The 17,354-nt window shown below is 62.5% G+C and carries 19 protein-coding genes and 4 tRNA genes; 7 read left to right on the forward strand and 16 right to left on the reverse strand.

The window, feature by feature from the left end; genetic code table 11:
* Window positions 1–11: 11 nt before the first annotated feature.
* Window positions 12–87 (reverse strand) — tRNA-Trp (locus BGO80_RS01840).
* A gap of 198 nt (window positions 88–285) precedes the next feature.
* On the opposite strand from BGO80_RS01840, the gene BGO80_RS01845 reads away from it, so the two are divergent.
* Together BGO80_RS01845 and BGO80_RS01850 are read left to right on the forward strand one after the other, a co-directional pair.
* Window positions 286–504, forward strand: a complete 219-nt coding sequence (locus tag BGO80_RS01845; RefSeq protein WP_286718574.1) for a DUF6447 family protein — start codon at window positions 286–288, stop codon at window positions 502–504.
* 138 nt (window positions 505–642) lie between these two features.
* Window positions 643–1,590, forward strand: coding sequence for a hypothetical protein (locus BGO80_RS01850; protein ID WP_286718577.1), 948 nt, complete (start codon window positions 643–645; stop codon window positions 1,588–1,590).
* Window positions 1,591–1,670: 80 nt separating this feature from the next.
* On the opposite strand, the gene BGO80_RS01855 is transcribed toward BGO80_RS01850, so the two are convergent.
* The 3 genes from BGO80_RS01855 to BGO80_RS01865 form a co-directional block, all read right to left on the reverse strand.
* Window positions 1,671–2,066 (reverse strand): hypothetical protein, encoded by a 396-nt coding sequence (locus tag BGO80_RS01855; protein ID WP_286718580.1) that lies wholly within the window; start codon window positions 2,064–2,066, stop codon window positions 1,671–1,673.
* Entirely contained in the window at window positions 2,063–2,818 is a 756-nt protein-coding gene (gene rlmB, locus BGO80_RS01860; RefSeq protein ID WP_286718583.1) for a 23S rRNA (guanosine(2251)-2'-O)-methyltransferase RlmB, read from the reverse strand. Before rlmB ends, BGO80_RS01855 begins: the two co-directional genes overlap by 4 nt.
* Window positions 2,819–2,855: 37 nt before the next feature.
* Window positions 2,856–2,940: transfer RNA gene (locus tag BGO80_RS01865), tRNA-Tyr, on the reverse strand.
* A gap of 199 nt (window positions 2,941–3,139) precedes the next feature.
* On the opposite strand from BGO80_RS01865, the gene BGO80_RS01870 reads away from it, so the two are divergent.
* Both BGO80_RS01870 and BGO80_RS01875 read left to right on the forward strand, forming a co-directional pair.
* Window positions 3,140–3,213: transfer RNA gene (locus tag BGO80_RS01870), tRNA-Gly, on the forward strand.
* 174 nt (window positions 3,214–3,387) lie between these two features.
* Complete coding sequence (locus BGO80_RS01875) at window positions 3,388–3,831, forward strand: hypothetical protein (protein WP_286718587.1); 444 nt, start codon at window positions 3,388–3,390, stop codon at window positions 3,829–3,831.
* Window positions 3,832–3,912: 81 nt separating this feature from the next.
* Here the strand turns inward: BGO80_RS01875 and BGO80_RS01880 are convergent, their stop codons facing one another.
* Window positions 3,913–4,128 carry a cold-shock protein gene (locus BGO80_RS01880; RefSeq protein ID WP_126152192.1) on the reverse strand — a complete coding sequence of 72 codons (216 nt, stop codon included), beginning with the start codon at window positions 4,126–4,128 and terminating at the stop codon, window positions 3,913–3,915.
* Window positions 4,129–4,499: 371 nt separating this feature from the next.
* On the opposite strand from BGO80_RS01880, the gene BGO80_RS01885 reads away from it, so the two are divergent.
* A complete protein-coding gene (locus BGO80_RS01885) occupies window positions 4,500–4,727 on the forward strand; it encodes a hypothetical protein (RefSeq protein WP_286718590.1) in 228 nt (75 codons plus the stop codon).
* Window positions 4,728–4,740: 13 nt separating this feature from the next.
* Here the strand turns inward: BGO80_RS01885 and BGO80_RS01890 are convergent, their stop codons facing one another.
* From BGO80_RS01890 to xylF, 8 genes are all read right to left on the reverse strand, one after another.
* Window positions 4,741–5,610 (reverse strand): polysaccharide deacetylase family protein, encoded by an 870-nt coding sequence (locus tag BGO80_RS01890; protein WP_286718593.1) that lies wholly within the window; start codon window positions 5,608–5,610, stop codon window positions 4,741–4,743.
* An 80-nt stretch (window positions 5,611–5,690) separates the two neighbouring features.
* Window positions 5,691–6,185 (reverse strand): YaiI/YqxD family protein, encoded by a 495-nt coding sequence (locus tag BGO80_RS01895; RefSeq protein ID WP_286718595.1) that lies wholly within the window; start codon window positions 6,183–6,185, stop codon window positions 5,691–5,693.
* Window positions 6,148–6,378: an HTH domain-containing protein gene (locus BGO80_RS19395; protein ID WP_353744176.1), complete on the reverse strand. Its 231-nt coding sequence runs from the start codon at window positions 6,376–6,378 to the stop codon at window positions 6,148–6,150. Before BGO80_RS19395 ends, BGO80_RS01895 begins: the two co-directional genes overlap by 38 nt.
* Window positions 6,378–7,505, reverse strand: a complete 1,128-nt coding sequence (locus tag BGO80_RS01900; RefSeq protein ID WP_286718597.1) for an S-(hydroxymethyl)glutathione dehydrogenase/class III alcohol dehydrogenase — start codon at window positions 7,503–7,505, stop codon at window positions 6,378–6,380. Before BGO80_RS01900 ends, BGO80_RS19395 begins: the two co-directional genes overlap by 1 nt.
* Before the next feature lie 60 nt (window positions 7,506–7,565).
* The gene (locus BGO80_RS01905; RefSeq protein ID WP_286718600.1) at window positions 7,566–8,183 is read right to left on the reverse strand and encodes a DUF1345 domain-containing protein; all 618 of its coding nucleotides are present in this window, start codon (window positions 8,181–8,183) and stop codon (window positions 7,566–7,568) included.
* Between the two features lie 91 nt (window positions 8,184–8,274).
* Window positions 8,275–9,057: an ATP-binding cassette domain-containing protein gene (locus BGO80_RS01910; RefSeq protein WP_286718603.1), complete on the reverse strand. Its 783-nt coding sequence runs from the start codon at window positions 9,055–9,057 to the stop codon at window positions 8,275–8,277.
* A gap of 11 nt (window positions 9,058–9,068) precedes the next feature.
* Entirely contained in the window at window positions 9,069–10,340 is a 1,272-nt protein-coding gene (locus BGO80_RS01915; protein WP_502686537.1) for a sugar ABC transporter permease, read from the reverse strand.
* Between the two features lie 152 nt (window positions 10,341–10,492).
* Window positions 10,493–11,527, reverse strand: coding sequence for a D-xylose ABC transporter substrate-binding protein (gene xylF, locus BGO80_RS01920; RefSeq protein WP_286718608.1), 1,035 nt, complete (start codon window positions 11,525–11,527; stop codon window positions 10,493–10,495).
* A 217-nt stretch (window positions 11,528–11,744) separates the two neighbouring features.
* Here xylF and BGO80_RS01925 point away from each other — a divergent pair, with 217 nt between their 5' ends.
* A complete protein-coding gene (locus BGO80_RS01925) occupies window positions 11,745–12,986 on the forward strand; it encodes an ROK family transcriptional regulator (protein ID WP_286718611.1) in 1,242 nt (413 codons plus the stop codon).
* Between the two features lie 12 nt (window positions 12,987–12,998).
* On the opposite strand, the gene cysN is transcribed toward BGO80_RS01925, so the two are convergent.
* The gene (cysN, locus tag BGO80_RS01930) at window positions 12,999–14,885 is read right to left on the reverse strand and encodes a sulfate adenylyltransferase subunit CysN (protein WP_286718612.1); all 1,887 of its coding nucleotides are present in this window, start codon (window positions 14,883–14,885) and stop codon (window positions 12,999–13,001) included.
* A gap of 1 nt (window position 14,886) precedes the next feature.
* The gene (gene cysD / locus BGO80_RS01935) at window positions 14,887–15,795 is read right to left on the reverse strand and encodes a sulfate adenylyltransferase subunit CysD (protein ID WP_286718614.1); all 909 of its coding nucleotides are present in this window, start codon (window positions 15,793–15,795) and stop codon (window positions 14,887–14,889) included.
* A 295-nt stretch (window positions 15,796–16,090) separates the two neighbouring features.
* On the opposite strand from cysD, the gene BGO80_RS01940 reads away from it, so the two are divergent.
* A tRNA-Thr gene (locus BGO80_RS01940) sits at window positions 16,091–16,166 on the forward strand.
* A gap of 99 nt (window positions 16,167–16,265) precedes the next feature.
* Here BGO80_RS01940 and BGO80_RS01945 read toward each other — a convergent pair.
* Window positions 16,266–17,354: a helix-turn-helix domain-containing protein gene (locus BGO80_RS01945; protein ID WP_286718617.1), complete on the reverse strand. Its 1,089-nt coding sequence runs from the start codon at window positions 17,352–17,354 to the stop codon at window positions 16,266–16,268.

Consider the following 17,354-nt stretch of genomic DNA (forward strand, 5'->3'; position numbering starts at 1 on the left):
GGAAAATTGCCTGGCAGGGGCTGGGGGACTCGAACCCACGACCCTCGGTTTTGGAGACCGATGCTCTACCAACTGAGCTAAACCCCTTCAGGCGAGGCCGTGTCTACTGGCAAAGCCGGATTGATGCAAGAGGCTCCGTCAACCGATCTGCGCAAAACCGGTTGAAGATGAGCGGCCGCCGGCACGCGCGCCGTGTTTTCCTCAGCTTTCACCGGGCTTTGCATGGCCAAGGACCCAGCATCCCCCTAAGTTCGGCCCCAAAGCCCCAGCGAAAAGAAGAGGACCATGACTGAAACAATCACTATCGACGGCCGTAGCTACGCGCTTGCCGATCTGCCGGCTGCCGCACGCGAACAGATCAACAATGTGCAGGTGACCGACCAGGAAATCGCCCGACTGCAGATGCGCCTGGCCATTGCACAGACGGCGCGCGCCGCCTATGCCCGGGCCCTGCAGGACGCCATGGCACAAGAGACACCGACACAGGGCGACGTGACCAACTAAATGCTCTCTCCAGCACGTTCGGGCGCCGCGGCGGTCATGGATCGTCCAGCGCCGCGCCGTCCGCTTTATCCCAGCGAACCAAGACCGGTAACCTCACCCTTACAGATCGAGTTGTCGCAGCGCTTCCTGGAGCCGGCCTTGCCTGCCCTCGTAGCCTATTTCCTGGCTGTTCGCCTGTCTCTGGACCCGATCATGGAGGCGCGGCAACCGAGTAAGCTCGGCAAGCCCTACCCGCTCGGCCAATGCCTTGAAATCGCCCGCGCTGCCGAACACGCAGTGCGCGACAGAAGCCAGCCGCATTTCGACGGCCTGGCCGGCGAGGGCCGCCGCGCCTATGTGAACTATATGGCCGCCGGCGGCGTGTTCCGGCGTGTCTGGGGGGATCTGCGCGGCAAGTTCTTCCAGAACGCCTTTCAGCTCGGCACGCTCTATGTCGACGTTTCCAACGACACGGTGACCCCGACCAAGCCCAAGGTGGAAATCCTGCCCTTTGCGGAGGCCGGCCTCAACGCCATCCGCGATTTCGGCCATTTCCGGGAAATCGTGCAGCTCTATTGGGGTGGGAGGACCTATCCCAACCATCTGCTGCCCGAGCTCGCCCCCTATTGCCCGGTGATTCACATCAACGAGTTCGGCATAGCCTCGGTCCGCGAGCCCACCGACTACATGGTGGCCATGACCCGCGGCGACCGCTTCGCCTCGGCCCAAGCGATCCTGGCGGAGCCGGCCATGCCCGAACCGCTGTTCCGCTTGCTCGCCGCCGGGCTGGCGGCGCAGAACTGCGCGCCGGCGGCCAGCATCGAGGCCGGACGACGCGCGGGCATCGAGAAATGCCGCAAATACCGCGCCAAGCGCTGGTATGCCAACGAGACCATATCTCTCAAATGGATTGCCGAGGCCACGCGGCTGAAGCCGATCCAGACGGGAGCTCCGAAAGCGCAACCGCACGATGCCAGGGTCATGGAGCTCAAGGCATCGCTGCAGGCAACGGACCAGGAAATCGCCGAACTCGAGGCGCGGCTGGCTATCGCCCGGACGGCGCGGGCTGCCTATGCGCGGTCGGCTCTGGACCTGCTGGCCTCATAAAACTCAGGGCGCCAACGCGCCCTGACCAATACCATATTCGAGATGAGTCTCGGCAGCGGGCGAAACGGCCCGCGGCACGCTCAGGCGTCGTCTTCGTCGTCCTCGACATCGACCAGATAGACCGAGAACTCGATATCGACGCCGAGCGTGGCGATGGCGGCAGCAGCATGCGCCGGGAGGCGGGCAGACATGGATTCGCCTTCGCTGGGATAGTCGAAGGCGATATCGAGCACGGCGCGGCCGATGCGGCGATCCTCGAGCATGGCGGCCAGCGCCGGGCCGGAGCGATCGGCGAGCTCGAGAATGGCGCGGACAGGATTGTTCACCGGCACGTCGACCTGGGCATAGAAGCTGTTGTCGGCATCCTCGGGCTCATAGCGCACGCTCAATTGCTTGAGGGCGGTATCGAGCGCATGCTGGTCGACGGTAACGCCGGATAGGCGCAGGGCAATGGCGAAGGGCTCGAACTGGCTCATGAGACGCGTCCCGCTGTGGCGGCGAAGAGCGCAATGGCAGCCGCATTGGAAACATTGAGCGACTTGATCGGGCCCGGCATGTCGAGCCGCACCATTTCGTCGCACAGCTCACGCGTGCGCTGGCGCAGGCCTTTGCCCTCGGCACCCATCACCACCACCATCGGCCGGTCATCGGTGCGCGGACGCAACTGCTCGCTGGCCTCGGAATCAAAGCCCAGCACGGTCATGCCACGGGCCTTGAGGGTTTCGATCGCATTGCCCAGATTGCGCACCTCAATCATCGGCACGAGATCGAGAGCGCCGGAGGCGGCCTTGGCCATGACGCCGGTTTCGCGCGGCGAATGCCGGGCAGTGGTGATCACCGCATCGGCGCCGAAGGCACAGGCGGTGCGCAGGATGGCGCCGACATTGTGCGGATCGGTGAGCTGGTCGAGCACCACCACGAGCTTGGGCTGGGCGATATCGTCGAGGCCGAAGCGGCTGACCGGATCGACCTCCAGCGCCACGCCCTGATGCACGGCTTCGCCGCCGAGCAGGCGATCGAGCTCCTTGGGGGTGGTTTCGGTGACCTTGACCTTGCCGATCTCGCCGCCTTCCTTGAGGCGATTGAGCCCGTTGGGCGTGGCCAGCAGCGCCTTCTTGATGCGCAATGGATTATCCAGCGCGGCGCGCACCGTGTGCAGGCCATAGAGATAGACCGGCCCGGTATCGGGATCGTATTTCGGCTTTGGGGGGAACTTGTTGCGGCTCATGCCTTGGCGCCTTGTTTGACGCATGCCCCGGGGCGGGTGGTGGAGGGGACTGGATTCGAACCAGTGTAGCCTAAGGCGTCAGATTTACAGTCTGATGGATTTAACCACTCTCCCACCCCTCCACATTTCCGGGCAGGAAACGAAGCGCTGTGCGTTTCGTCGGGCGGTTTATGGTGGGCTGTCGCAAGAGTGTCAACACCCAAGAGCATGAACCCCAAAAGAAATTGTCATCTCCCCCAATTTGTCGCCTCGCCCCTGCCCCGCCCCTTGCCTTCGTCCCCCCGCCGCGCTAATCGGTGCGCACGGCATCGCGCCACCGGCGCGGGTATAGCTCAATGGTAGAGCAGCAGCCTTCCAAGCTGAATACGCGGGTTCGATTCCCGCTACCCGCTCCAAAAATTCCTGAAAATCCTAGTCAGAACAAGGCCTTGACTTAGGCTCTCACGCAGCCATGCTGTGTCCTGGCCATGGCCGGGACACCCGCAATCGCCTTACTGTGCGGGCGCGGCGGCGCTTTTGGGCCGTATTGGCGGTCCGAAAGCCGACATTTTTAAACGATCGAGGATTTCATGCAGACACACATCATCGTCGCCGCCTGCGTTTTGAGCGTCCTGGCCTCCACGCCGTCTGTTGGCAAAACCAAGGATGCAGATGCCGTCTTCGAACGCGAGGAGCCAGCAGCGGCGACGCTGGCCCTCACCCGCGAGGGCGATGAATGGCGGATTGCCTTGCGCGCCGGCGGCCTGCCCAATGGCGACGCGACGGCCGCGGACTGCGAACTCGAGGCGGTTGGACCGCAGGACGCCGATGACGTGATCGCGGCACGGATCGTGCCATTCGTGGGTGAATTGAACGAACTGACCGAAGCTGACATCGGCGCTGATGCGCCTGTCATCGAAGTGCGCGTCGGGCCGGAGGGGGCGTTCGTGAGCGACAGCAACGCGGCGGCGCGCTATTGCGGCCTGGGATCGGATATCGACGGCTTTTACCGGCGCACCGACACCGCTGGGTGAGACCGAGGAATCGCCTGGTGCCGCAGGAAACAAAAAAGGCCGCCCTTGGGCGGCCTTCAACACGTGGTCTCGGGAGAAAGATTACTTCTCGAGAACCAGATTGACAGCGGACTCGCGACCGTCACGGCCGGTTTCGACTTCGTACGAGATCTTGTCGTTCTCGTAGAGACCGTCGATGCCCGAACGCTGAACGGCAGAGATGTGGACGAAGTGGTCCTTGCCGCCATTGTCAGGGGTGACGAAACCGAAACCCTTGGTGGTGTTGAAGAACTTTACGGTGCCCTTGTGAGTGGCCATTTTCATATTCCTTGAAGCTCGGAGCCAGAGGCAGAACGAGCGGTGACCCTCCGCAACATGCAAGAGGGCATAACACGTTCGCAAGACAGACGAGTGAGCTAAGGACCGGGGGTACCGGCAACAGCGAGCCGACTTAGGCTGAAAACGTATGCCCCCTATATGGACTGTAACGGTGTCCGCAACAAGGCATTATCTGCGAACTCTTGCGCCGCTTGTAAAAAAATCTTGCCCATCCCGCCGGCGAGGCACTCTAAACAGGCCCGTTCACGGGCGTTTTTCGCCGCTTTTGCGCGCGTAAACCATTTGTTCACTCTAGCTTGGACGCGGCGGATACGAACGATTAAGGTTTCGCTAACCATAGCGAGGCCGGAATGCGCGTACCCTCTGTCGGAATGCCCCTGTTCGAACGCCGCATCGTGCGCGAGGCGCGGATGATGGCCGAGCGCATGCTGGCAGGCCATAGCGTCAACCGGCAGGGACTTTTGGTGCGCGATGGCGGGAACCGCGGATTGGACCGGTCGTTGCGGGCGCAGGTCGCAGCACTGGCCGCCGCAGGGCGCGCGGCGATCCAGGGCAATTTCGGCAACGGCTCGCGCTGAACCGCAGTCCGACTTACTGCATCATCTCGGCCGTAATGACGCTGCGACCGAAGACGCCACTGTTCTTGGGGACGAGGCGAACCACCGAATAGCCGCGCGCGTCCAGCTCCGCCAGGAAGGCCGGCAGCATATCGACGGTGCGCTGGTGAATGTCGTGAAACAGAATCACGCCGCTGCCACGAGCATCGAGCCGGGCAAGAGTGCGGGCCGCAACGGCCTCGGGCGTATCGCGAAAATAGTCCTTGCTGTCGATATCGACGTCCAGCACCACCATGTCGCCCTGCAGCAGGCTGGTGCGCAGGAAACCGGTCTGGGCCAGATAGGGGAAGCGGAAGAAGGGCGAAAGGCCCTTGCCGGCCCCACCGAGGGCTTCAGCAATTGCGGCTTCGCCCCGCACAATCTCGTCCAGCGCCGCCTGGCGGCTGAGCTTTGAGAGATCGACATGGCCATAGGTGTGGCTGCCCACGGTGTGGCCGCGCATCGCAACCTGGCGGGCGAGTTCCGGATGCGCCTTGGCGGAGGAGCCCAGCATCAGGAAGGTGGCCTTGACGCCCTTGGCATCGAGCGCGTCGAGAATGGCATTGGTTTTTCCCGGGCGCGGACCATCGTCGAAAGTCAGAACCACTTCGCCGGGACGCAGGATGATGTCTGCAGTGGTGCCGACCTCCAGCGTCCGCCCGGACAGCTTGCCGGTGGTAAAAATGCGCTCCGGCATAGGTTGCTCGACACGGGTCACGGCGGCCTTGAACGTGCTGTTGGTGACCAGCCGTTCCTGCGTCGCGACCGGACCGCCGGACAGCTCCTTCTGGCTCACCGGCTTGGCGCAAGCGCCCAGGGACGCGCCGAGCAGACCAATGACGAACAGCGCACGCAACACCCGCACAGCGACACCCACACAAGCAAATCAAGTGCGGACGACAATTTGCGATTATGGTTAATAATCCCCTCGCAAAAACTTAAGAACTACTTACCGGACAAGGATTTAGCCTTGCGGCCCAGAGTATCGAGAGCGCTGAGAAAGGCCGAGCGGTCGGCCGGACGGAAGCCTGGATTGTAGCCCTGGATTTCGCCAGTCTCGCGCAGATGCTGCTTGAGATCGCGCATGGCCAAAGCCATGCCGATCGAGGCCGGCGTGAAGGGTTTGCCAGTAAATCCCAGCACGTGACAGCCGCCATCGATGGCGCGGCTTGCGAGCGGGATATCGGCGGTGAGCACAATGTCGTTGGGCTTTGCGTGGTCGACGATCCAGTCATCGGCAGCATCGGCGCCGGCGGGCACCACGACCACCTGAACCATGGGGTCGCGGGAAGGACGAATGCCGCCATTGCTGACAAAGGTAATGACGAGACCCAGCCGCTCGGCGACCTTCTTCGCCTCGTCCTTGACGGGGCAGGCATCGGCGTCGACGAAAATGGTGGGGTTAGAGGCTAGCGACAAAATCGCGCTTCCATTGCTCATGGGCAATTCCCGACGGGCGCAGATCATCTGCCCACCAAAAACCACGCTGCCTATCGAGCCAAATAGGTTCACCTTGCCTGCGCAAGCGATCTATCGCACTTCGCGCCGCCTTGACGTCGAGAGCAAGGGCTTCAGCCAATTGTGCAGCTGAAATCGGCCCTCTCGACTTTATGATCTCAAGGGCCGACGTCATTAGTACACCACCACAGAGCGGATGCTTTCGCCCGAATGCATCATGTCAAAACCCTTGTTGATGTCGTCGAGGCGCAGGGTGTGGGTGATCATGGGGTCGATTTCGATCTTGCCGTCGAGATACCAGTCCACGATCTTCGGCACGTCGGTGCGGCCCTTGGCGCCGCCGAACGCGGTGCCCATCCAGGTGCGGCCAGTGACCAGCTGGAACGGGCGCGTAGAGATCTCCTGCCCTGCCCCGGCCACGCCGATGACAACCGATTTGCCCCAGCCACGATGGGCGCTCTCGAGCGCCTGACGCATAACCTTGGTGTTACCGGTGCAGTCGAATGTGTAATCGGCACCGCCGATGAGATCGCCACGACGCTTGGTGAGATTGACGAGGTACGGGACGACATCGCCGTCGATTTCGCTGGGATTGACGAAATGGGTCATGCCGAAGCGCTCGCCCCATTCCTTCTTGGCATTGTTGAGATCGACGCCGATGATCATGTCGGCGCCCGCCAGGCGCAGGCCCTGGATGACATTGAGGCCGATGCCGCCCAGGCCGAAGACCACGGCGGTAGAGCCGATCTCGACCTTGGCCGTGTTGATCACTGCGCCAATACCGGTGGTGACGCCGCAGCCCACATAGCAGACCTTGTCGAAGGCAGCGGCCGCGTCGATCTTGGCCACGGCGATTTCGGGCATGACAGTGTGGTTGGCGAAGGTCGAGCAGCCCATATAGTGGAAGATCGGCTTGCCCTCGAAGGAGAACCGTGAGGTGCCATCAGGCATCAGCCCCTGCCCCTGCGTCGCGCGGATGGCGGTGCAGAGATTGGTCTTGCCGGAGCGGCAGGAATAGCACTCGCGGCATTCGGGCGTGTAGAGCGGAATAACGTGATCGCCCCTCTTGAGGCTGGTCACCCCGGGGCCGACATCGACCACGACACCAGCGCCCTCATGGCCAAGGATCGATGGAAACAGGCCCTCGGGATCAGCGCCCGAAAGCGTAAAATCGTCGGTGTGGCAAATGCCGGTGGCCTTGATCTCAATGAGAACTTCGCCAGCCTTAGGGCCCTCCAGATCCACTTCGACGATTTCGAGCGGCTTACCGGCAGCAAAGGCGACGGCGGCGCGGGTCTTCATGGGATTCGGCTCCTTGTTCGTTTTGCCCAAGGTTTGCCATGGTGCGCGCCGAGCGGCAACTCACATGCCGCCCACCGATACCGCCACATTGACCGTCGCGGCCACGATCACCGTGTTGAAGAAGAAGGCGAAGACGGAGTGGATCAGCACCACCTTGCGCATTTCATTCTTGGTGATCGCCACATCGGCCACTTGCGCGGTCATGCCGATGACATAGGCGAAATAGAGAAAGGCCAGCCCATCCGGCTCAGCCTTGCCCGGGAAATCGAGCCCGCCGCCCTCAGCCTCGTAGAACTCATAGGCATAGTGATAGGTAGCCAGCATGTGGACGACGAACCAGCCCAAAACCACCGCAACAATGCTGAGTGCAAGCTGCAAAGCGCCGGCCTTGCCGCCCGAATTGATGACCTGAAACAGCGAGACGACGCAGACCCCGACGATCAGTGCGGTGATGAGGAAGATCGCGACGACAGGCGCATCTTCCTGATCGGCATGCTGCCGCAGGAAGCTCGCCGACATCTTGGGGAGGCGCCGAAAGGCCTGGACAAGGTAGGAGGCAAAGAAGGCGATCGCCGAAATCGTCACCGCCCAGCCAGGCACCAGCACCAGGCTGGCCACGGCGACCACGAGGCCTATGGCGATCGAGACATAGAAGGCGTGAAAGCGGCGGCGGACCATATCGGCATCCCGGAAGCACTGGGCGCAAGAGAGCAGGACCATAGGCCGCCTGTCCAGCCCCGGCGGCATCGGGGTGTGCAGCACCCCAAGCCTAGATGGCGATGGCGCCAGGGCCGGGTTTGGCGCCGGGCGGCACCTTGCCCATGATGATCATGCCCAAAACCTCGTCCTTGGTGACATCGGAGGTTTTCGCTTCGCCCACGACCTTGCCGTTCTTCATCACCACGACGCGATCGGCCAGGTCGAAGACGTCGTGGATGTCGTGGCTGATGAGGAAGATGCCGATGCCATCGAATTTGAGCTGCTTGATCAGCTCGCCCACTTGCGCGGTTTCCTGCGGACCGAGAGACGCGGTGGGTTCGTCCATGATCAGAATACGGGCATCGAACAGGATGGCGCGGGCGATGGCGACGGACTGACGCTGGCCGCCGGAAAGCGCCTTTACCGGTTCCTTGAAGCGGCGGAAATTGGGATTGAGCCGCCCCATGACCTCGCGGGCCCGCGATTCCATGGCCGCGTCGTCGAGCGTGCCGAGCGGGGTGATCATCTCGCGCCCGAGGAACAGATTGGCGGCGGCATCGACATTGTCGGCCACGGCCAGCTGCTGATAGACGGTCTCGATGCCATAGGCCTTGGCGTCGCGGGGATTGTTGATCGCGGCGGCCTCGCCATTGATGCGGATATCGCCGCTGTCGCGCTTATAGGCGCCCGAGAGAATCTTGATCAGCGTCGACTTGCCGGCGCCATTGTGGCCGAGCAGGCCGACGACCTCGCCGCGATGCAGCGAGATGGAGGCATGATCGACCGCCCGAATGCCCCCGAAGGAGATCGAGATGTCGGTCATTTCGACGAGGGGCGTAGTGGTGTCCAGCATGGTTCGGACTCCTAATGCTTATTCCGGCGGTAGAGCGTGTCGAGCCACACCGCGAAGACCAGAACGATACCGACAACAATCGACTGCAGCGGGCTGTCCATGCCCATCAGCACCATCCCCGATTGCAGCGATTGCATGACCAACGCGCCAAGAAGCGCCCCGGCAATGGTGCCGACACCGCCGGCCAGCGAGGTGCCGCCGATGACGGCCGCGGCGATGACATAGAGTTCGTCGAGCGTGCCCAAGGCATTGGTCGCGGCGTTGAGACGGGCGGTGGAAATGGCAGCGGCAATGGCGCACAGACCGCCCATCAGCATGAAAATCTTGACCGTGACCCAGCGGGTATTGATGCCGGCCAGCTCCGCCGCTTCGGGATTGCCGCCCATGGCATAGACATAGCGGCCGAAGCGGGTGCGGGTGGCGAGGAAGGTCATGGCGACGCCGACGCCCAACGCGATCAGCACCGGCACGGCAATGCCGTGGGCGATGAACAATCCGGAATCGGGAATGGCGAGATTGTTCGCCCGGGCATAAGTTTCGGCGATGCGCACCGGCCAGGGATAGGCATTGGCCACCCAGACCGCGGCGATGGTGATGCCGCAGCCGATGACGGCCAGCACGGCCTCGGCCCAGACCGGACGCTGCGGGAAGTTAAAGCGTTCGCGCTGGCGGCGGCCGAAATAGAGGCCGGCGACAATGGCGGCGCAGGCGATGACTGCGACGACCCAGCTCCAGAAGGCCCCGATCGAACCGGCCGGGCCACCACCCATCAGCTGGAAGGTGGAATCCATCGGCGCCACGGTGCGGCCGGCGGTGAACCACCAAGCGACACCGCGCCAGACGAGATAACCGCCCAGTGTCACGATGAAGGAGGGGATGCGCAGAAAGGCGATGATGCTGCCCTGCAGCGCGCCGATGCCCACGCCCACCACCAGACCCGCGGCTAGCGAGAGCACCCAGATCAGCGGGTGGCCGAGGCCAAGGCCCAGGTGAACGGGCAGTATCTCGGTTTGCATGATCCCCATAACCATGCCCACCAGCCCCAGGATCGAACCGACGGAAAGGTCGATATTGCGGGTGACGATAATCAGCACCATGCCGGTGACGAGCACGGCGACGGACGCGGTCTGGACCGACAGGTTCCACAGATTGCGCGGGGTGAGGAAAAGCCCGTCCGAGAAAATGTTGAAGGCGATCCAGATGATGGCGAGCGCCCCGATCATGCCGAGCTGACGGGTATCCAGCTCCGTCGAGCCGAGAAAGCGCTGCAACGGATTGCGCATGAGGGCGCTGGGATGCGCCGGGCTGGTTTGGGCTGAATGTTCTGCCATGACTTTACCCCGGGGGATGACACTCCGGAGACCCGGGGCCCGTAGCCCTTACACCGGTCCGACGGCGCAGGCTACGTGTTGCCGCGATCACCTGGTCGAAACGATCAGTTGCAGGCGGCAACGGTTCCGGCCGGCACGCCAAGACAGACGACCTCCTTCGAGACCCAGCCGGCATCGATAACCAGGTTGAGATTGTCGCGCGTAATGGCGACCGGCTCGATGAAGAAGGCGTTCATTTCCACCCCCTTGGGGCCATCGGCAAAGGGCACAGTCCCTTCGATTTCGTCCATGCGCTTGCCGCCTGCAAGCTCGATGGCGACGAGCGCGGCCTTCTTGCCCAGTTCGCGCGCATCCTTCCACACCGACACGGTCTGCGTGCCGAGGGCGATGCGGTTGAGGGCGGCGTGATCGCCATCCTGTCCGGAAACCGGCACCGCACCAGCCAGACCCTGCGCCGCCAGCGCGGCGATGGCGCCACCGGCAGTGCCGTCATTGGAGGCAACGACGGCATCGACCTCGTTATTGTTGGCGGTCAGGAACTGCTCCATGGTCGACTGGGCGACTTCGGGGTTCCAGTTGTCGGTATAGGCCTCGCCCACATTGTGGATTCGCCCATCGGCAATGGCGCCCTCAAGCACCTCCATCTGCCCCTGGAACAGGAAGTCGGCATTGGGGTCGCCGGAATTGCCCTTGATGAAGACGTAATTGCCCTCGGGCTGCAGCGCCATGACGCCAGCCGCCTGCAGACGCCCCACTTCGCGGTTGTCGAAGGAGAGATAGAAGGCGTCGGGATTTTCGATCAGGCGATCATAGCCGATGACGGGAATGCCTTCGGCAACAGCGGCCGCAACCGCGGGTCCGACGGCATCATTATCCTGAGCCAGGACAATGATCACGTCCGCCCCTTGGCTGATGAGGCTTTCGATATCGGTAAGCTGCTTGGCGGCGGAGGACTGCGCGTCGGACGATATGTAGCGGGCGCCGTTGGCTTCGAGCATGCCTTTTATCGCGGCTTCATCGGTCTTCCAGCGTTCTTCCTGGAAATTGTTCCAGCTGATCCCCACAATCACCTGGTCCTGCGCGATCACAGTACCGGACAAGACCGGCGCCGCCAGAAGGGCCGCAGCAAACTTGTTCATACCTCTTCTCCCCATTGGCAAATCCCTACCCGAATTGCCGCGAGGTGAGAACCTCCCACTGCCCTTTGCCTTAAAAACCACGGTCAATTTCCGCTGCGTTTAAGGCGCCGTCACCGCCAGGCAGTGTCAACACCATTTGCGGGGCGCAATGCACTAAGTCATTGCTTTGCTTTCGGCCCTTGGCCAAGGTGGCACGTTCAATCAAGGAGTGACCTGCTTGACGCGCACGGTCAGCGACAGCGACAGCGTCCGGCGGCAAAACCGAGGACTGGTTCTGGGCGCCCTCAGGGTGAACGGCACCCAGTCGCGCACCGCGCTCGCCAGCCTCACTGGCCTCAGCCACGCCAGCATCACCGCCATTACCCAGGACCTGATGGCCCAGGGCCTGATGCGCGAACTGCCGGCGGAAAAGCCTGACGGGCGCAGCCGTGGCCGACCCGCCGTGCTCGTCGATTTCGTGCGCACGGCCGCCTATGCGGCGCTGTTCGAAATTGACGTCAATCGCCTGCGCCTGTCGCTGGTGGATTATGGCGGCGTGCTGGTGGACCGGGTGGAATCCGATATCGGACCCACGACATTCGCGGCCACCTCCCCGACGCAATTGCTGACCGAGAGGCTGGCGGTGCTGGCTAGCCGCAATCCCGCCAGTGCGCCACGGCTGCGCCGCATCGCCATTTCGGTGCAGGGCATTCTCGATCGCGAGGGATGCCGGCTCAAGTGGTCGCCCATTGCAAGGCTGGCCGACACGCCTTTCGCAGCCGAGCTGGCGGAAGAAACCGGCATCCCGGTGACCCTGCACAAGCGCGGGCGGCTTCTGGCGGAGGGCGTGCGCTGGCTTGATCCGGACCTGCACGAGGCCAGCGTCGCCACGGTATTCGTGGGCTCGACCGTGGGCATGGGGGTGACGTTCAAAGGGCAAATCCTGGGCCGCGACGATGGCGGTGCCACCGAGTTCGGTCACATGAACCACGCGCCCAATGGGGCGCTCTGCCGCTGCGGCATGCGGGGGTGCATCGAAGCCTATGCCGCCGATTATGGCGTGCTGCGCACGGCTTATTCCGTGCCCGAAAGTGCGGCCCCTGCCCCGGCGGTGCCGGCCGAGCAATATCGCGCGCTGATGCAGAGGGCCGAGGCCGGCGACCGGGCCGCGGCGCATGCCTTCAATCTGGCCGGGCGCGCCATCGGCTATGGGCTGAGCCGCATGCTGGCCATCTACGACCCTTCGCACATCCTGATCGTCGGTCCCGGCGCACAGGCGCTGGAGCTGATGCGCAGCGAAATCAACCAGGCGCTGGGCAATTCGCTGGTCGGCAAGATCAATGGCAATCCCAGCATCGTCGCGCATCGCGACGAGCGCGAACCCGTCTTTCGCGGCCTGATGATGAAGACGCTCGACAATATCGACCAGTCCGAATTTGCGCGCCTGGCCAGCGGCGAACGCGCCGGCAAGGCAGCGTGACTGGATCTTGCGCTAGTATTTCAGCCAGGCGTGCAGCTCATCGGCCAGCTCCGCCGGTTCGTGATCGGCGCCGTGCAGGACCAGTTCGGGATTGTCCGGCGCCTCGAAGGGTGAGTCGATGCCGGTGAAATTCTTGATCTCGCCGGCGCGGGCGCGCTTGTAGAGCCCCTTGGGATCGCGAGCCTCACAGACCGCCAGCGGGGTATCGACATAGACCTCGACGAAGTCGATATCGCCGGCGATCTCGCGCGCCAGCCGGCGCTCGTTCTCGAATGGGGAGATAAAGGAAACCAGCACGATCAGCCCGGCATCGGCCATCAGCTTGGCCACTTCGGCGACACGACGAATGTTTTCGACGCGCGCCGCCTCGGTAAAGCCGAGATCGCGGTTGAGGCCATGGCGAACATTGTCGCCATCGAGAATATAGGCGTGTTTGCCTTCGGCGGTGAGCCGTTTTTCGAGCAGATTGGCGATGGACGACTTACCGGACCCCGACAGACCGGTGAACCAGACGATGCGTGGCGTCTGGCCTTTCATCTGGGCGCGCACCTGCCGGTTCACGTCGAAGGACTGATAGGTGAGATTCTGCGCCCGGCGCAGGCCGAACTCGATGGTCCCTGCCCCCAGCGTCGCATTCGACAGCCGATCGATCAGGATAAAGCCACCAGTCCCTGCATTCTCGCCATAGGGATCGAAAGCAATGGGCCGATCCGTGGCAATGGTCACCGTGCCGACCTCGTTGAGATCGAGCTTGTTGGCAGCCGCCTGCTCCAAAGTGTTGACATTGGTGCGGAATTTGATGTCGGTGATCGAGGCCGGAACGGTCTGAGTGCCGAGCTTGAGGAGGTAGGAGCGGCCCTGAAAGGCCGGCTCGTCATGCATCCAGACCAGGCGGGCCTGAAACTGGTTGGAAAATTCCGGCGTCTGGCCGGGATGGGCCAGCACATCGCCGCGCGACACGTCCACTTCCCGATCCAGCACCAGCGTCACCGCCTCGCCGGCAATGGCGCGATCCAGGTCGCCGTCCAGGGTGACGATGCGCGCGATCTGCGCTGGTTTGCGCGAGGCGGCAATCAGCACCTCATCGCCGACGCGCACGCTGCCCGAAGCGACGGTGCCAGAAAAACCCCGAAAATCGAGATCGGGGCGATTGACCCATTGCACCGGGAAACGGAACGGTTTGGCAACGCGATCCTCGCCCACGGCGATGGTTTCGAGATAGGGCACCAGCGCAGAGCCGGTGAACCAGGGCGTACGGGCGCTGGGCTTGAGGATATTGTCGCCGCGCAGGGCCGACACCGGAATGGCGGCGAGTGTCTTGAATCCCAGCGGCGCGGCAAAAGCCTGGTATTCGGCGACGATGCGATCGAACACCGCCTGATCGTAATCGACGAGATCGATCTTGTTGACCACCAGCACCACATGCTTCACCCCGATCAGCGACAGGATGAAGGAGTGCCGCCGCGTCTGCGTCAGCACGCCCTTGCGCGCGTCGATCAGCACCAGTGCCAGATCGGCATTGGAAGCGCCGGTGGCCATATTGCGGGTATATTGCTCGTGACCGGGCGTATCGGCGACGATGAACTTGCGCTTGTCGGTGGAGAAGAAGCGATAGGCCACGTCGATGGTGATGCCCTGCTCCCGCTCGGCTGAAAGTCCATCGACCAGCAGCGAGAAATCGATGCCTTCGTCGCCGACGATACGGTTGTGGCTTTCCTTCTTCAGGCTGGCCAGCTGGTCATCGAGCACCATTTGGCTGTCATAGAGCAGCCGGCCGATGAGGGTGGACTTGCCGTCATCGACGCTGCCGCAGGTGAGAAAGCGCAGCAGCGACTTTTCGGTCTGCTGCGCCAGCCAGAGATCGAGATCGGTATCGGGGGTGGCCATGGCGAGGGACATCTCAGAAATAGCCTTCCTGTTTCTTCTTTTCCATCGAGCCGACGGAATCGCTGTCGATCAGACGCCCTTCGCGTTCGGAGGTGCGGCTGGCCTGCATTTCCATGATGATCGAGGGCAGATCGGCGGCACTAGAGCGGATGGCGCCGGTCAGCGGATAACAGCCCAGCGTCCGGAAGCGCACCATTTCCTGGCGCGGGGTCTCGCCCGGCTGCAGCGGCAGCCGATCATCGTCGACCATGATCAGGGTGCCGGACCGTTCCACCACCGGCCGGGACTGGGCGAAGTAGAGCGGCACGATGGGGATGTTCTGCGAATAGATATAGGTCCAGACGTCGAGCTCGGTCCAATTGGAGATCGGGAAGACGCGCATGCTCTCGCCCGGATTGAGCCGCGTGTTGAAGGTGCGCCAGAGTTCGGGCCGCTGGTTCTTCGGGTCCCAGGCATGGCTGGCATTGCGGTGGGAAAAGATGCGCTCCTTGGCGCGGGACTTTTCCTCGTCGCGACGGGCGCCACCAATGGCCGCATCATAGCGGCCGGCATTGAGGGCCTGGCGCAGGGCCGCCGTCTTCATGATGTCGGTATAGCGCGAGGAGCCGTGATCGAACGGGTTGATGCCGTCGCGCCGGCCCTCCTCATTGGTATGCCTGATAAGCTCGAAGCCGTATTCCTCGGCCATGCGATCGCGGAAGGCGATCATTTCCCGGAACTTCCAGGTCGTGTCGACATGCAGCAGCGGGAACGGAATCTTGCTGGGAAAGAACGCCTTGCGCGCCAGATGCAGCAGCACGCTCGAATCCTTGCCGACCGAATACATCATCACCGGGCGCTCGAAACTGGCCGCCACCTCGCGGAAGATTTCGATGCTTTCGGCCTCGAGGGCCTCTAAATGGGTCAGCCGGTTCTTGTCCAAGATTTCCACATCCCATAAGGCGCCAAAGTCTGGCGAAACAGGCCTGTTGGGTACGGCGAAGCGCTGGCGGCTTCAAGCCGAAAAGTGCCGGAAACGCTGGGGTTACAAGGGCTTGAAGCAAAATTGTGCGGCAGCCTCGCCCTTCGCACCAAAGGGCTCCACAGCCCGAGGGAAGCAGGCACCGGGCGATGCGCGAAGCGGCACAATGGCGCAAAAAAAGTTCCGCGCCGGTTCCCGAACTTCCCTGCACCTGCCCATTGCCCCCACCGCCACACAATGATAAACGCCCCCTGCTGCCGGTATAGCTCAGTTGGTAGAGCACCTGATTTGTAATCAGGGGGTCGCGGGTTCGAACCCTGCTGCCGGCACCACGGAACACCTCGGGAAACCGGGGGTGCTTTTCAGGGACTGCGGCGACCTCGCGCTCGCTCCTTTTCCCGAATCGTGGACAAACCCAACGTTCTTTTGAATTATTTGACGATGCGGAGACCAGCCGGCCGGCTTGGCTTCGGACCAAGGATGCTGGTCAGGTCGTAAAAATCTGGAAGCTCGTCAACGCTCATCGCTAGTACGCTCGCCAAATCAGCAATGCCATATCCAAGGTTCTCTATGTGGAGCTTCAACAGGCTCGAGATAACTGTCGGCTGCTCGCGTGGGAAGTCCAGCTCGGGCGGCTCGCTTGTCCTGATCTTTGCGATGGAGAACTGCTGCCAGATGTAGTTCTTCTGCGCCGTCGTCAGTTTTCCCACTCGATCCGCTGCGAACACCAGGCTCGCCATCGACATCTTCCAGACTGGCTTAAGCGCAGCGAGCTTCCTGAGATCGACCCGACCTGTGCCGAAATGAGGACGGATGTCTGCGGCCGGCGCCAAGAAGCAGCCAGCGAAATGATCCGCCTCCTTTTCCATGTTCGGCGACGGGAACTGGTGCATAACGATATGCCCGAGCTCGTGACAAAGTGTATGCCGCATGCGATCGCCCGGTTGATCGCTGTTCACTACGATTAGCGGCGGCATGCCTGGTACGCGGAAGGTCACACCGCTAATAGATGAGCCGCCCATGTTCGAGTGCGCGACGACAATGCCGGCCTCTTCCAATATCTGAGTCACGTTCGGCACTGGCCCTCGCGGCATCATCCAGTGAGCACGTAGCAACGCAGCGATCCGCTCTGGGTCACCGTATTCCTCGATGTCAAATTTCGGAATGGTACGGACGGGGTTCAGGTCCGTGGCCTGCAGCAAGCGACGTAGATGCATGACACGGATGTTGAGCTCGGCGATGACAGCATCGAGTTCGGCACCGCTGACGTCGGCCTTCTTACGCCACATCGGGTGCACGGACACAGGCGCCCCGTAAATCCGGTCGGCGAGATCGAAAAAATTCGCAGGCACGTTGAAGACCTTCGATGCTGCCTCGAGCAGCGCTAAGCTTGGCTCCTTGGCGTCATTCTCGATACGCGACAGATCGCTCGGCGAAACGCCGAGCTTCACTGCTGCTTCGTTCTGACGGATGCCTCGGCGCTGTCGCGCCAACTTCAGCATTGCTCCTGCAGATGCCAT

This window comes from Devosia sp. 63-57, from assembly GCF_001899045.1.
Classification (GTDB): domain Bacteria; phylum Pseudomonadota; class Alphaproteobacteria; order Rhizobiales; family Devosiaceae; genus Devosia; species Devosia equisanguinis.